We start from the raw sequence: 14,960 nt of genomic DNA on the forward strand, positions 1-14,960 counted from the left end.
GATGACGCCGACGCTAGGAGTCCGCTTTGTGAGTCTTCGCTGGGCAACCTGAGAGGTCCGTGAAGAAGGTCAGTGACGTTCGGAGAACCGGATGCCGACCTCGCTCCCGCCGCCCTCTCGGGCACGGAAGAACGGTGTGCCGCCATGGCGGGCGGCGACCTCGGCGACGATCGCCAACCCGAGGCCCGAGCCGGGCAGCTCGCGGTCGGTCTCGGCGCGCCAGAAGCGCTCGAAGGCGAGCGCCGCCTCGGCGTCGGAGAGTCCGGGGCCGCGGTCGGCGGCGTACACCTCATCGTCGCGCACCACGACCGAGACCGGCCCGTCGGAGAACTTCAGCGCGTTGTCGAGCAGGTTGACCACCGCCCGCTCCAGCGCCGCCGGGTCGCCGGTGATCTGGTGCGGCTCGAGGTCGAGGTCGAAACGGCGCGACGGATCCCGCCGCTGGGCGCGCTCGACGGCTCGCAGCACGACCTCGTCGACCTGGACCGGACCGGGCGCGACGTCGTCGCCGGCATCGCCGTTGCCCCGGGCCATGTGACTCAGCTCGGTGACCAGGTCGGCCAGCTCCTCGACCTGACCCAGCACGGCCTGCGCCACCCGGCGGCGCTGCTCGGGCGGCAGCGGCCGGCCGCTGTCGTCGAGCCGCATCAGCCACTCGACGTTGGTGCGCAGGCTCGTCACCGGCGTACGCAGCTCGTGACCGGCGTCGGCCACCAGCTGCTGCTGGCGCCGCCGAGAGCCGGCCAGCCGGGTCATCATGGCGTGGAAGGCGGCGCTCAGCCTGGTCACCTCGTCGCGGGAGCCTTCGGCACGCTCGACGTCGAGCGGTACGTCGAGGTCGTCGGTCGCGGCGACGTACTCGGCGGCCGCGGTCAGCCGCTCGATCGGGCCCACCAGATAGCGGGCCAGCAGCATGCCCGCGAACGCCGCGAACAGCACCCCCAGCAGGCTGGCCAGGCCGAGCAGCCCGGCCAGGCTGCGCAGGGTCGCGTCGACCTCCTCCAGCGAGCGCACCGACTGGGCGGCGAGCCCCGGCTCGACCGGCTTGGTCAGCACCCTGACCCGCGTGCCCTCGTCGGTGGTGGTGTCACGGACGACCTCGCCGTTACCGGACTCGGCGACCGCCCGTTCCTCGGCGTTGGGCTCGACCAGCCGCTTCTGCTTGCCCAGCAGGCAGGTCGTCCCGTCGCCCTTGACCAGCTGCACCTGCGGCACCGGCGCGTCCTCCGCGGCCAGGTCCGGCGGCAGGATGGGCGGGTCCTCGCACATCCGCTCGGTCAGGCTCTCGCTGAACGCCGTGACCCGTTTCCCGTCCTCGTCGATCGTGCCCCGGATGACCAGCCGGTCGCCGAGCGAGCTGTCGATCTGGCGCAAGAGGGTGGCCCGGGTCGCGGTCCACGCGAAGACGCTGGCCAGCACGATCGCCAGGGCCACCACCACCGCCGACAGCAGCGCGATCCGAGCCCGGATCGGCCACTGCCTCACGACGGCTCCTTCAAGACGTAGCCGACACCTCGTACGTTGTGGATCAGGCGCGGCCCGCCGCCGGACTCGGTCTTGCGGCGCAGGCACCCGACGAAGACGTCGAGCGTGTTGGAGCCGGAGTCGAAGTCCAAGCCCCAGACCTCGCGGAGGATGGTGTCGCGGGAGAGCACGCGGCGCGGGTTCTGCAAGAAGAGCTCGAGCAGGTCGTACTCGGTGCGGGTCAGTTCCACGCGCCGCTCGTCCACGGTGACCTCGCGCAGGGCGGGTTCGGCGACGATCCCGGCGAAGCGGAGCAGCCTGTCCCCGGCACCGGCCCGGCGGCGCAGCAGCGCACGCATCCTGGCCAGCAGCTCCTCGAGAGCGAACGGCTTCACCAGGTAGTCGTCGGCCCCGGCGTCGAGCCCGGTCACCCGCTCCTCGGTGCCGTCGCGGGCGGTGAGCAGGAGGATCGGCACGTCGAGATGCCGCGAGCGCACCCGCCGGCACACCTCCAGGCCGTCGATGTGGGGCAGCCCGATGTCGAGGATCACCAGGTCCGGTACGTCCTCGGAGAGACGCCCGAGCGCTTCGCCGCCGTCCGCGGCGGTGGTCACGGCGTACCCCTCGAAGGCGAGCCCGCCCTTGAGGCTCGTGCGCACGTCCGGCTCGTCGTCGACGAGCAGCACCCGGACAGGTTCGGCTGAGGTCGTGGTCACGCCTCTCAGGATCCCTCGGGATCCTGAGAGGAGATGAAAGCCGCAGCCCGGCAGAGCTTGGTCACAGGGCCAGAGTCAGAGAGGCTTCGCGAGCTCGGCGAACTCGAGGTCGTCACGCAGCGGGCGGCCGAAGCGCTCGTCGCCGTAGGGGAACGGCTCGAAGCTTCCCGTACGAACGAACCCGCGCCGCTCGTAGAACGCGATCAGGTCCTCGCGCTGACGGATCACGGTCATCCGGATCTCCTCCGCACCCCACTCGCGCGCGATCCGCTCGGCCTCCGCCATGACGGCCTTGCCGACGCCGGCACCCTGCAGCTGCGGCGAGACCGAGAACATGCCGAAGTAGACGTACGCCTCGCGCTTCTGCAGCTGGCAGCAGGCGACGATCTCGCCCGGCCGCTCGGCGACGAGGAGGCGAGATCCGGCAGCGGTGATCACCTCGCGTACGCCCTCGGGGTCCGTGCGCTGGCCCGCGAGCAGGTCGGCCTCGGTTGTCCACCCGGCGCGGGAGGCGTCGCCGCGGTAGGCCGACTCGATCAGCCCGACCAGGGCGTCCACGTCGGAGAAGTTGGCATCACGGAAGGTCAGCTCAGGCACGAGCCCCAAAATACGGCAGAGCGACAATCAGGCGGGCAGGTCCGGCAGCGCCGGCCGGCGTAGCCAGGCGTCGAAGAGCGGGGTGAGGTCGCGGCCGCAGACCTCGGCCGCGAGGGCCTCGAAATCGGCGGTGGTGACCGTTCCCCCGCTGTGCCGGGCGACCCAGGTGCGCAGGATCTTGAAGAAGGCCTCGTCGCCGACGGTGCGCCGCAGTGCGTGCAAGGTGAGCGCTCCGCGCTTGTAGACGCGGTCGTCGAACATGTCCGCCGGACCGGGGTCGGCGAGGACCAGGTCCTGCGCCAGCGCCTTCAGCCGGCGGTGGTGGTGGCGCGCGTGCTCGCCGCACGAGCGGCCCCCGGAGGCGTCGGACCACAGCCACTCGCTGTAGCAGGCGAAACCCTCGTGCAGCCAGATGTCGCGCCACTCGCGCAGCGTCACCGCGTTGCCGAACCACTGGTGGGCGAGCTCGTGGGCCACGAGGCGTACCTCCGACCACTCGCCGGTGAGGTGGTTGCGCCCGAAGGTCGACAGGGACTGCGACTCGAGCGGGATCTCGAGCTCGTCGTCGGTGACCACGACGGAGTAGGAGGCGAACGGGTAGGGGCCGAAGACCGAGGTGAAGTAGGCCATCATCTCCCGCTGGCGCCCGAAGGAGGCCTCGAACCCGGCGGTGGCGTCGACCGGGTACGCAGCCCGGATCGGCACCCGGCCGCCCGGCCCTTCGCTCGTCGCGATGTCGACGACCCGGTAGCGCCCGATCTGCACCGTGGCGAGATAGGTCGCCATCGGCTCGGCCTGCCAGTAGCGCCAGGTCTCCCCGCTGCCGCGGCGTACGCGGGAGGTCAGCTCGCCGTTGGAGATGACCGCATAGCCCGGCGCGGTGGTCACGCTGATCGCGTAGCGGGCCTTGTCGGAGGGACGGTCGTTGCACGGGAACCAGGTCGGCGCACCATGCGGCTGACCTGCGACGATGACGCCGTCGTCGAGCTCCTCCCAGCCGGCGTCTCCGTGGTGGGACAGCACCACCGGGCGGGGCTTGCCGGAGTATCTGACCGTGACCACGAACTCCTCGCCGGCCGCGATCCGCGAGCGGAGGTTCAGCACCAGGCGGTGGTCATTGTGGGCCCACTTGGCCGGCGGGCGGCCGTCGATCGCGACCTTCTGCACCCGCAGGTGAGCGAGGTCGAGGACGACGCGGTTGATGTCCTCGACGGCGACCGCGCGGATCGTCGCCGTGCCCGCGAGCCGGTTACCGACCAGGTCGTAGGTGAGCTCGAGGTCGTAGTGGGTCGCGCTCCACGACGGATCCCCGTGACCAGGAAGGTAGGGGTCGGCTGCGGGGAGCTTCGGCACGGCGGTCATGTTAGAGGGTGGCTCTGAACTCGGCGTCGAGGCAGGTGTCGTTCAGCGTGTGGCCTGGCAAGGCGGAGGAGGGAGGCGGCCCGGGGTTGGCCGTCGACCGACGACAACGCCGCCAGGGCGCGCGATGGACGGCGCCTGGTCGGCGTATCCGGGTTCAGAGGCACCCTCTTAGGCCGCCTGGTCCCACGGGCCGATCGGGTTGCCGATCCACAGGGTCTTGTCGGGGAGGCTCTCCCCGCGCATGACCAGCGAGACCGGGCCGACGACCGCATGCCGGCCGATGGCGGCTGCGGGCAGGATCACCGAGTTGGGCCCGAGCGTGGCGCCGCGCCGGAGGACGACCTCGTCGAGGGCCAGGACGCGGTCGTGGAACAGGTGGGTCTGCACGACGGTGCCGGCGTTGACCGTGGCGCCGTCGCCGAGCTCGACGAGGTCGGTCTCGGGCAGCCAGTGGGTCTCGATCCACACGCCGCGGCCGATCCTCGCGCCGAGCGCTCGGAACCAGAGGTTGAGCACCGGGGTGCCGGACACGGCTCCGGTGAACCAGGGCGCGGCGAGCACCTCGACGAAGGTGTCGGCCAGCTCGTTGGCCCACACGAACCAGCTCCACAGCGGGTGCGACCCGGCCCGGATGCGGCCCACGAGCAGCCACTTCGCCGCCACCGTGATGCCGGCGGCGACCGCTCCGGCGGCCGCGAGCACCGGCCCTGCGACCAGGATCGCGACGAGGAGGTCGGTCGCCTCCCAGACCCTCACGAGCACGTAGCCGACGCCGGCGTAGAGCAGGATCGCGAGCGTCTGCGGCACCAGCCGGGCCAGCTCGACGAGCGCCCGGGCGATCTTGAGCCGGACCGGCGGGTCATAGGTACGTCCCGAGTCGGTCTCGCCGGCGGCCCGGCGCAGCGGTGCCGGCGGCGAGCCGAGCCAGCTCTCCCCCTTCTGCGCGCGTTTGCGGCGCGGGGCCGCGCTGAGCACGGCGACCAGGGACGCCTTCGGCACCTTCCGGCCCGGCGCCGCCATCCCCGAGTTGCCGACGAAGGCCCGCTTGCCGATCTTCACCCGCTCGACCCGCAGCCAGCCGCCGCCGAGCTCGTAGCCGCCGATCAGGGTGTCGTCGGCTAGGAAGCTCTGGTCGTTGACCTGCGTCAGCCCGGGGATCATCAGCACCGTCGAGGCCTCGACGTGCTTGCCGATCTTCGCCCCCAGCGCCCGCAGCCACAGCGGCGTCAGCGTCGAGGAGTAGAGCGGGAAGAGCCAGGTGCGCGCCTCGTCGAGCACCTGCATCGTCGACCAGACCGCGACACCGGCCAGGCTGCGTACGGGATGTACGCCGGGGGCGATCGCCAGGCCCGCGAGCCGCACCACCGCCCAGATCAGCGCGGCAAGCGTGGCGCAGCCGGCCGCCACCGCGACCGGGCTCCAGGCGAGCAGCGCCCCGATGTCGGTGTAGGAGGTGGGCACGCCGGCGAGGGCGACTCCGACGAGCACCCCGACGCCGATGGCGACCGCAGGGAGCAGGGCGAGGACGGCGGCCGCGATGCCGTAGAGCAGCATCCAGACCCGGGCTCGCGCCTCGGGCGGCTGCCACGGGCCGCGCGCCTCCCGGGCGGCGCGGCCAGCCGGCGAACCCGACCAGAACTCGCCCGCCGGCACCACGCCGAAGACCGCCGAACCCGGTCCGACCTCGGCGTCGTCGCCGACCCCGGCGCCGGGCAGCAGCGTCGACCGCGCCCCGACCCTGGCCCGCTCACCCACCTCGACCTCGCCGAGATGGAGCACGTCGCCCTCGATCCAGTGACCGGAGAGGTCGACCTCCTGCTCGATCGAGCAGCCCTTGCCGAGGGTGAGCATGCCGGTGACCGGCGGGAGGCTGTGCAGGTCGACGTTCTTGCCCATCCGCACGCCGAGCAGCCGGGCGTACCAGAGCATCCACGGTGCCCCGGCGAGACCGTGCGCGCCGAGCTCGTCGACGGCGTGCGTCGCCAGCCAGAGCCGGAGATGGACCTTGCCGCCGCGGGGGTAATCCCCCGGACGTACGCCGTGCAGGATGAGTCGCGCCGCGCCCGCGGCGAGCAGCATCCGGCCGGGCGGGGTCAGGAAGGCGAGGACGGCCGGTACGAGGACCCACCAGCTGAGCGAGGGCAGCCAGGGCGCCCACGGCTGGGCGAGCGTCGACCCGAGCGGGATCCAGGTCAGCCAGCGCGGTGCCGCAAGGCAGCGCAGCAGGATCGTCGCGACCACCTGCGCGACCTGGGTCTTGAGGCGTACGGCCGGCACCTCGTGCTCGGAGACCGCGGCGGAGCTGCCCATCTCGTCGATGTAGGTGGCCAGCGCGCCGAGCAACGGCTGGTCGTAGATGTCGCCGAGCGCGACCTCGGGGAAGCGCTCGCGGATAAGGCTGACCATCTGCGCCGCGGTGAGGCTGCCGCCGCCGAGGTCGAAGAAGTCCGCCGTCGGCCCGGTGACCTCGGCGCCGAGGACGTCGTTCCACAGCCCGGCGAGCCAGGCCTCGGTGTCGCTGAGCCCCTCCCCCGAACCCGCACCCGAGGCGAGCGGCCACGGCAGTGCGTCGCGGTCGACCTTCCCGCTCGTACGCGTCGGGAGACTGTCGACCACGGCCAGTCGCGGCACCAGGGCCGCCGGCATGTCGGCCCGGAGCCGGGCGACGGAGGTGGCCTGGTCGAAGGTGTCGTCGACGGTGACGTAGCCCACCAGCAGGCTGTTGCCCGCGGCGCTCCTCCGCACAGCCGCCGCGGCCCCGACGACCCCGTCCAGCTGCAGCAGGGCGCTGTCGATCTCGCCGAGCTCGATGCGCCGGCCGCCGAGCTTGATCTGGTCGTCGGCGCGCCCGCCGAATAGCAACCCGGCGGGGTCGTTGACGACCAGGTCGCCGGAGCGGTAGGCGCGCTCCCAGCCGAGGGTGGGCATGGGGGCGTACTTCTCGGCGTCCTTGGCCGCGTCCAGGTAGCGCGCCAGGCCGACGCCGCCGATGATCAGCTCGCCGGTCTCGCCCTCGGGGACCGGGACGCCCGTGGCAGGGTCGACGACGGCGAGGTCCCAGCCGTCGAGCGGGAGGCCGATCCGTACCGGCCCCTCGGCGGTCAGCTGGGCGCCACAGGCCACCACCGTCGCCTCGGTCGGGCCGTAGGTGTTCCACACCTCCCGGTCGGACGTGACCAGTCGGGCGGCGAGCTCGGGCGGGATCGCCTCGCCGCCGGTGATCAGCAGCCGGACTCGGTCCAGCGAGGACGCCGGCCACAGCGCGACCAGCGTGGGCACCGTCGAGACGATGGTGATCTGGTTCGCGACCAGCCACGGGCCGACGTCGACCCCGGAGCGCACCAGCGCCCGTGGGGCCGGGACCAGGCAGGCGCCGTAGCGCCACGCCAGCCAGATCTCCTCGCAGCTCGCGTCGAAGGCCACCGAGAGACCCGCCATCACCCGGTCGCCGACCCCGATCGGCGCGTCCTGGAGGAAGAGGCGCGCCTCGGCGTCGACGAACGCGGCGGCGTTGCGGTGGGTGACGGCGACGCCCTTCGGGGTGCCGGTCGACCCGGAGGTGAAGATCACCCACGCGTCGTCCTCGGTCGACGGCTCCTCCGGCTCACGTTCCTCGCGTGCCTCGCCGGGATCGCCAGGCCCGCCCATCGGAATCAGTGTGACTCGCAGGTCGTTGGTCACGACCGCGGCGACCTTCGCCTCACCGAAGACCAGCCGGGCCCGCTCCTCGGGGTCGTCGGCGTCGACCGGCACATAGGCAGCGCCCGCGCAGAGGATGCCGAGGATCGCGACGTACAGGTCGGTGGTGCCGCTCGCGATCCGCAGCCCGACCTTGTCCCCCGGCCCGATCCCGGCGGCGTTGAGCTCGGCTGCCAGCCCGTCGGCGGCCTCCTCGAGCTCTGCGTACGTCAGCAGCCCGTTGCCCGCGTCGACGGCCGGCTCGTCGGGCACCTGGGCCGCGGTGGCCCGGAAGATGTCGACGAGCGTCCGGGGCTCGGGCGCGAGGTCGCCTCGCAGCAGGGGGTCGGTCACACGCGGAGCCTTCCGGTGATAGTTGAACGGATGACGTACATCTTCGTTCCTTCCCGGTGTCGATTTGGCCTTGTCCCACCCGTCATCCCCGATGACAGACTCAATCCGAGCGGACGAAAGGGATCACGATGACCAGATACATGGTGCTGCTGCCGACGAACGAGGCCTTCTGGGCCGAGTCGTCGCCGGAGGAGAAGGCAGCCGGATACGAGGTGCACGGCAGGTTCGCCAAGCTGCTCGCCGAACGCGGCCACAAGGTCACCGGCGGCGCCGAGCTCCACCACTCCAGCAAGGCCAAGACGCTGCGCAAGACCGGTGACGGGGTCGTGATCACCGACGGCCCGTTCGCCGAGACCGTCGAGCACGTGACCGGCTTCTACACGATCGAGACCGACGACGCCGACGACATGCTCGAGTGCTGCAAGGTGCTCGCCGAGCTCGAGACGGCGCTCGAGGTCCGCGAGGTCGTCGAGCACGAGGGGACGTCCGCATGAGGTATCTCCTGCTGATCGGTGGTCCCGACCACGAGGCCCGCTTGGACGCCCTCTCCGAGGAGCAGAAGCAGACCGCGTACGCAGACTTCAGTGCCTTCGCGAAGGCGGTCGCGGAGCGGGGCGAGCTGATCGACGGCGACGCCCTGCAGCCGGCCACCACGTCGCTGACCGTCCACGAGGACGGTGCCGTGACCGACGGCCCGTTCGCGGAGTCGGTCGAGCAGCTGGGCGGCTACTACGTGATCGACGTGCCCACGATCGACGACGCCGTCGCCCTCGCGAAGCTGCTTCCGAAGTACTTCGCGGTCGAGATCCGCCCGACGAAGGGGATGCAGATCCGATGACTCGCTACTACCTGCTCATCCCCAACGTCGAGGCCGAGTGGCAGGCGAAGCCGGAGGAGGACCGGAACGCGTTGTTCGCCGTCCACGAGAAGTTCACGGCTCTGCTCGCCGAGCGCGGCCACACGATCTTATGGGGGTACGGCGCGGTGCTCGCCGCTCCGTCGACGGCGGTGACCGTGCGTTCCTCCGGCGTCACCGACGGTCCCTACACCGAGACGGCCGAGCACCTGGCCGGGCTCTACGTCGTGGAGTCCGAGGATCGCGACGACCTGGCCGAGTGCTGCCGGCTGCTCGCCACGGTCGAGTCGGCGATCGAGATCCGCGCGGCGGACTAGGGCGACCCACGGCGATGCTGGAGAAGGTGCTGCGCGAGGAGTGGGGCCGGTTGCTGGCCCTGCTCGTCGCGCAGTTCCGCCGTCTCGACCTGGCCGAGGACGGCCTGGCCGACGCCTTCGAGGCGGCCGCCAGGAGCTGGCCCATCGACGGCGAGCCCGTCAACGGACCGGCGTGGCTGCTCACCACCGCGCGGCGGCGGATCGTAGACCGGATGCGCTCGGAGGAGGTGCTGGCCCGCAAGATGCCGCTGCTCGTGGTCGACGCCGCGCTGACCCAGGAGGCGCAGCAGGTGCTGGCCACGGTGCCGCTCGGGGCCGGCGGCGAGACGGTCACCGACGAGCGGCTGCGGCTGGTGCTGCTCTGCGCCCACCCGACGTTGTCCCGCGAAGCCGCCGCGGCTCTCACCCTCCGGCTGGTTCTCGGCGTCTCCACCGAGGACATCGGGCGCCTCTTCCTGCAGTCGAAGGCGACGATGGCGGCGCGGCTGACCCGAGCGCGGAAGCGCCTCGCGGGCGCCTCCTTCGAGGTGCCCGCAGATCTCGCCGGCCGGGTCGGGATCGTCGCCGAGGTCGCCTATCTCGCGTTCACGGCGGGCTACGCCCCCGGCACCGGTCCCGATGTCGTACGCACCGACCTGGCGGGCGAGGCGATCCGGCTGGTTCGGGTGCTGCGGTCGGTCCTTCCAGAGCCGGACCAGGAGATCGACGCCCTCCTCGCCCTGATGCTGCTGCAGCACTCGCGCCGGACTGCCCGGATCGGACCGGACGGCGCCCTCGTCCTGCTCCCGGACCAGGACCGGACTCGCTGGCGGACCGACGAGATCGCCGAGGCCCTCGCGATCCTCACCCCGCTCGCCCACGCGGCCCCTGCCCCGTATCTCCTCCAAGCGCTGATCGCCGCGGAGCACGCCCTCGCCCCCAGCTCCGAGACGACCGCCTGGGAGCGCATCGTCGATCGCTACGACGAGCTGCTCGCGCTCCAGGACACTCCGGTCGTACGCCTCAACCGGGCCGTCGCGGTGGCCGAGGCGAACGGCGCCGAGGCCGGGCTCGCGGCGCTGGACTCGGTCGCTCTCCCGGGACACCGGCTGCCTGCCGTACGTGCCCAACTGCTGGAGCGGGCGGGGCGTCACGACGACGCGATCGAGGCGTATGCGGAGGCCATCGCGCTATGCACGCACGGGCCGGAGCGGGCCGACCTCGTCCGGCGACGGGGTGACTTGGAAGGTTTTGCACCCCAATCGCTAGACGAGAACACGTTCTAGTTGTCACACTCGGTGCTGTGACCCCGATCACTCTCCCCGACATCCTCGAGGCGATGGCCGACGCCATCCCCGACCGCACCGCCGTGTTCACGATGGAACACGCCTACAGCTTCGCCGAGGTCGACGAGCGCGCGACCAGGCTGGCCAACCACCTCCTCGGGCAGGGCATCAAGCCGGGCGACCACGTCGCCGTCCACTCCCGCAACCGGATCGAGTGGGTCGACGCCTTCTACGGGTGCATGAAGGCGCGGGCGGTGCCGATCAACATCAACCACAAGTACCTCCACGACGAGCTCGACCACCTCTACCGCAACTCCGACGCGGTCGCGGCGATCATCGGACCGGAGCACGTAGAGGCGGTCGCCGCGCTCGGCCTGGGCATCCCGACGCTGGTGATGGGCGAGGAGTACGACGCCGCGGTCGCCGCCGCATCCAAGGAGCGCCCCGACATCGAGCGCAGCCCCGACGACCGCTACGTCATCTACACCGGCGGCACCACCGGGATGCCGAAGGGCGTCGTGTGGCGCCAGGAGGACATCATCCGGGCAGCGATGAACGCGAGCCGGTTCGGAGCGCCCTTCGACACCGTCGAGCAGCTCGCCGAGGAGGCCGCGGCACAGGAGTCACCGATGGTGCTGCTGGCCTGCGGCCCGATGATGCACGGCGGCAGCCAGTGGATCATGGGCAACGGCCATGTCGCCGGCTGCACCGTCTCGCTCTACACCGAGCCGACCTGGTCGCCCGAGACGATCCTCGACCTCGTCCAGGCCGCCGGGGTCAACTCGCTCACCTTCCTCGGTGACGCGATGGGCCGCCCGGTCGCCGAGGCGATCCTGCGCGAGCCGGAGCGATGGGACCTGAGCAGCCTGTTCGCGGTCTCCAACGGCGCCGCCCCGCTCTCCGCGGGCGTCCGCACCCAGCTCCGCGAGGCGCTGCCTGGCCGTTACATCCTCGACTCCTACGGCGCCTCGGAGTCCGGGGCGGCCGGCATGCAGGTCGACGACGGCAACGAGGGCGCGCAGGCCGCGCCGAAGTTCCAGGTGGGGATGGACGTACAGGTCTTCGACACCGACATGAAGCCCTGCGCGCCGGGTGAGACCGGGATGCTCGCGCGCACCGGATCGATCCCGCTGGGCTACTACAACGACCCGGTCAAGACCGCCGCGACCTTCAAGGAGGTCGACGGACAGCGCTGGTCGATCCCGGGCGACTTCGCGCGGCGCGAGGAGGACGGCTCGATCACCGTCCTGGGCCGCGGGTCGGGCTGCATCAACACCGGCGGCGAGAAGGTCTTCCCCGAGGAGGTCGAGTCGGTCCTGCTTCGCCACGCGGACGTCTTCGACACCGCGGTCGTCGGCACCCCGCACGAGCGCTGGGGCCAGCAGGTCACCGCTCTCGTGCAGCTCCGCGAGGGCGCCGCGACCTCGACCGACGCGCTCCGCGAGCACTGCCGCAGCCTCATCTCCGCCTACAAGGTGCCAAAGGACATCCTGCTCGTGGAGCGAGTCCCCCGCACGCCCGTGAGCAAGGTGGACTATCGTGCGAGCGCTACGGTCGCTGCCGAGCTGCTCGAGGCGCGTAGGTGACGACCGGCTGATCCGACGTACGGTTCGGTGCCGTACGGCCCTACCCCTGGAAAGCCTACGTCTCTGTGTCCGCCGTGATCCCCCTCACACTGCCCGACATCCTGGAAGCGATGGCCGATGCGATCCCAGACCGCACGGCAGTCGTCACCACCGACCGCGCCTACTCGTACGCCGAGATCGACGAGCGTGCCACGCGCCTGGCCAACCACCTGCTGAGCGTCGGCCTCGAGCCGGGTGCCCAGGTCGCCGTCCACGCGACCAACCGGATCGAGTGGGTCGACGCCCTCTACGGGTGCCTCAAGGCCCGCACGATCCCAGTCAACATCAACCACGCCTACCGGCGCGACGAGCTCGCCAGGACGTACGCCGCCACCGACTGCGTCGCGGCCATCGTCTCCCCCGAGTTCACCGATGACCTCGACGAGCTCGACCTGAAACTGGACCACCGCGTGGTCCTGGGCCCCGACTACGACGCCAAGGTCGCCGCGGCGTCCAAGGAGCGGCCGAGCGTCGGACGTACGCCCGGCGACTGGCACATCATCTTCACCACCGGCACCACGGGCACCCCGAAGGGTGCGGTCTGGCGCCAGGAGGACCTGATCTGGGCGGCGCTGAACACCGTCCGCCGCAACGCTCCGATCCCGTCGGTCGCGGGGCTCGCCGCCGAGGCCGCCGCTCGCGACTCGGGTGTCGTCCTGCTCGCCGGCGGTCCGCTGCTGCACGGTCAGAGCCAGCTGCTGCTCCTGCGGGCGCTGGTCGCCGGCGGCACCGCGGTGCTCGACACCTCTGCGTCGTTCTCGGCGGAGGCCTTCCTCGACCTCGCCGAGCAGGCCGGCGCCACCGCGATCACGCTCCTCGGCGACGCCCAGGCGCGACCGGTCGCCAAGGCCCGGCTGACCGGCAAGAAGCGCTGGCCGCTGCACTCGCTCGCCGGGGTCTCCAACACCGCGGCGCCGCTCTCCGACGGCGTCCTCGGCGTTCTGCGCAACGCCTTCGCCCGCCGGGTCATCGTCGACTCCTACGGCACCCTGGAGACCGGCGTCACCGGCTCCCGCGCCGACGACGGCACGGCGCTCGTGCCCGGCGAGGCGCGGTTCATGGTGGGTCCGGAGGTGGAGGTCTTCAACCCCGACCTCACCCCGGCGGCGCCCGGCGTCGAGGGCCTGCTGGCCCGCTCCGGTCCGTCGGCTCTCGGCTACTACAAGGACAACGCCCGCTCGGCCACCGCGATCAAGCTGGTCGACAACCGGCGCTGGACCTTCCCCGGCGACCTCGCCCGCCGCGAGCAGGACGGCTCGATCACCCTGCTCGGCAGGGCCGCCACCCTCGTACGCACCGGGGACCTCGAGATCCACCCCGAGACCATCGAGGGCGTGCTCCTCGCCCACGAGGACGTCGTCGACGCCGCCGTCTTCGGCATGCCCCACCCGCGCTGGGGCCAGCAGGTCGCGGCGCTGGTGCAGCCCGCCCCGTCCACCGAGACCACCGCTGCCGACCTGCGCAAGCACGCCCGCGACCGGCTCGGGGAGTCCCACGAGCCCAAGCTCGTCCTGCTGGTCGAGTCGGTGCCGCGTACGCCGGCGGGGACCGTCGACTACCGCGCCGCCACCGGCCTCACCGCCGACATGCTCAGCACCGGCGGCAAGATCCCGGGCGAGGACGACACCGACACGGCGAGTAGGACCCCCACGGGCTAACCCAGAGGCCCCATGGGCTGATATCCGCACCTTCATCGAATGAGTCGATATCAGCCCATAGGAGCCGATCGTGGACCGGGAACGTGAGAGCTCGCCGAGTCGGCGCGTTATGACGAGCCGACTCGACCGGTGTTCGTGTCAGGATCCGGCGGCTCGGTCGCCTCGGGCGGGAGCTCGGGCAGGTGGTGTCCGAACGGGACCTGGTGGACCTGCCCGAGGGCGGCGAGTACGGAGGGCAGCATCGCCTTGGCGGTGCGCTTGTAGCCCATCGCGCTGGGGTGGAAGTGGTCGATCGCGAACATCTCGTCGGGGTTGGTGATGAAGAACGGGCCGACGACCTCGGAGAGCGAGACGACGTGGGCGCCCCGGGCCAGTGCGGTCTCTCGCTGTCCCTCGGCCAACTGCTTGGCGATCCTGCGCCCGAGCGAGCGCAGCGGCTGCGGCAGGGGGCGTACCGCGCCTACGTCCGGGCAGGTGCCGACGACGACCTCGGCACCACGCTCGCGCAGCGCGTCGATGACCTCCCCCAGCACCCGGGTGGAGTCCTTCTGCGGCACCCGATGGGTGACGTCGTTCCCACCGACGATGACCACCGCGACATCGGGCCGGTAGCCCTCCGGCAGCGACTCGAGCTGCGCGGGGACCATCGACGTCTCGGCCCCGACCACGGCCGCCGTACGCAGCCGCACAGGCCTCAGCAGAGCCTTGGCCGTGCCCTTGGCCAGCCGGGCGCCGAGGGTGCCGCTCCTGGTCTCCGCACCCAGCCCGGCGGCGATCGAGTCGCCGAGGATGAGGAGCTCGACCGGCGTACCTCCGTAGGTCTTCTTGTAGACCTTGTCGGCATCGATCGCCTCCTCACCGAGGGGCTTGCCGATCACGTCGCGCGCGTGCGCCGCCTGTCTCTTCAGCAGCGTCACGAATCCGGCACCGGCCGCCGCCCCCACCACACCGACTGCGCCGGCGACCCCGGCGGTGGCGGCGACCATGCCGAGCCACTTGGCCTCTTCACTCGTCTTCGTGGTGTTCACATTCCTTAGGTGTACCCCACGGATGTGAACGCGAAATTAA

General features: G+C 71.7%; 12 protein-coding genes. 6 read left to right on the forward strand and 6 right to left on the reverse strand.

Annotated elements, in window-relative coordinates; all coding sequences use genetic code 11:
* Nucleotides 1-69: 69 nt before the first annotated feature.
* The 5 genes from ABTW65_RS13635 to ABTW65_RS13655 form a co-directional block, all read right to left on the reverse strand.
* Entirely contained in the window at nt 70-1,485 is a 1,416-nt protein-coding gene (locus ABTW65_RS13635) for an ATP-binding protein (RefSeq protein ID WP_350660821.1), read from the reverse strand.
* Nucleotides 1,482-2,180 (reverse strand): response regulator transcription factor, encoded by a 699-nt coding sequence (locus tag ABTW65_RS13640; protein ID WP_350660823.1) that lies wholly within the window; start codon nt 2,178-2,180, stop codon nt 1,482-1,484. The genes ABTW65_RS13635 and ABTW65_RS13640 overlap by 4 nt, the downstream gene beginning before the upstream one ends.
* Before the next feature lie 75 nt (nt 2,181-2,255).
* Nucleotides 2,256-2,777 carry a GNAT family N-acetyltransferase gene (locus ABTW65_RS13645; RefSeq protein ID WP_350660825.1) on the reverse strand — a complete coding sequence of 174 codons (522 nt, stop codon included), beginning with the start codon at nt 2,775-2,777 and terminating at the stop codon, nt 2,256-2,258.
* Between the two features lie 27 nt (nt 2,778-2,804).
* Nucleotides 2,805-4,139, reverse strand: coding sequence for a M1 family metallopeptidase (locus tag ABTW65_RS13650; protein ID WP_350660828.1), 1,335 nt, complete (start codon nt 4,137-4,139; stop codon nt 2,805-2,807).
* A gap of 168 nt (nt 4,140-4,307) precedes the next feature.
* The gene (locus tag ABTW65_RS13655) at nt 4,308-8,171 is read right to left on the reverse strand and encodes a Pls/PosA family non-ribosomal peptide synthetase (RefSeq protein ID WP_350660830.1); all 3,864 of its coding nucleotides are present in this window, start codon (nt 8,169-8,171) and stop codon (nt 4,308-4,310) included.
* A gap of 128 nt (nt 8,172-8,299) precedes the next feature.
* On the opposite strand from ABTW65_RS13655, the gene ABTW65_RS13660 reads away from it, so the two are divergent.
* The 6 genes from ABTW65_RS13660 (at nt 8,300) to ABTW65_RS13685 (ending at nt 13,892) form a co-directional block, all read left to right on the forward strand.
* A complete protein-coding gene (locus tag ABTW65_RS13660) occupies nt 8,300-8,665 on the forward strand; it encodes a YciI family protein (RefSeq protein ID WP_350660832.1) in 366 nt (121 codons plus the stop codon).
* Nucleotides 8,662-9,009 (forward strand): YciI family protein, encoded by a 348-nt coding sequence (locus ABTW65_RS13665; RefSeq protein ID WP_350660833.1) that lies wholly within the window; start codon nt 8,662-8,664, stop codon nt 9,007-9,009. The genes ABTW65_RS13660 and ABTW65_RS13665 overlap by 4 nt, the downstream gene beginning before the upstream one ends.
* On the forward strand, nt 9,006-9,344 hold the full coding sequence (locus ABTW65_RS13670) for a YciI family protein (protein ID WP_350660835.1): 339 nt from the start codon (nt 9,006-9,008) through the stop codon (nt 9,342-9,344). Before ABTW65_RS13665 ends, ABTW65_RS13670 begins: the two co-directional genes overlap by 4 nt.
* Nucleotides 9,345-9,358: 14 nt before the next feature.
* Entirely contained in the window at nt 9,359-10,609 is a 1,251-nt protein-coding gene (locus ABTW65_RS13675; RefSeq protein ID WP_350660837.1) for an RNA polymerase sigma factor, read from the forward strand.
* Between the two features lie 17 nt (nt 10,610-10,626).
* The gene (locus ABTW65_RS13680; RefSeq protein ID WP_350660839.1) at nt 10,627-12,195 is read left to right on the forward strand and encodes an AMP-binding protein; all 1,569 of its coding nucleotides are present in this window, start codon (nt 10,627-10,629) and stop codon (nt 12,193-12,195) included.
* A gap of 74 nt (nt 12,196-12,269) precedes the next feature.
* On the forward strand, nt 12,270-13,892 hold the full coding sequence (locus tag ABTW65_RS13685; protein ID WP_350660841.1) for an AMP-binding protein: 1,623 nt from the start codon (nt 12,270-12,272) through the stop codon (nt 13,890-13,892).
* 107 nt (nt 13,893-13,999) lie between these two features.
* On the opposite strand, the gene ABTW65_RS13690 is transcribed toward ABTW65_RS13685, so the two are convergent.
* On the reverse strand, nt 14,000-14,920 hold the full coding sequence (locus ABTW65_RS13690) for an SGNH/GDSL hydrolase family protein (RefSeq protein WP_350660843.1): 921 nt from the start codon (nt 14,918-14,920) through the stop codon (nt 14,000-14,002).
* Between the last annotated feature and the right edge of the window lie 40 nt (nt 14,921-14,960).

Origin of the sequence: Nocardioides sp. NPDC127503, assembly GCF_040302165.1 — a bacterium.
Lineage (GTDB): Bacteria > Actinomycetota > Actinomycetes > Propionibacteriales > Nocardioidaceae > Nocardioides.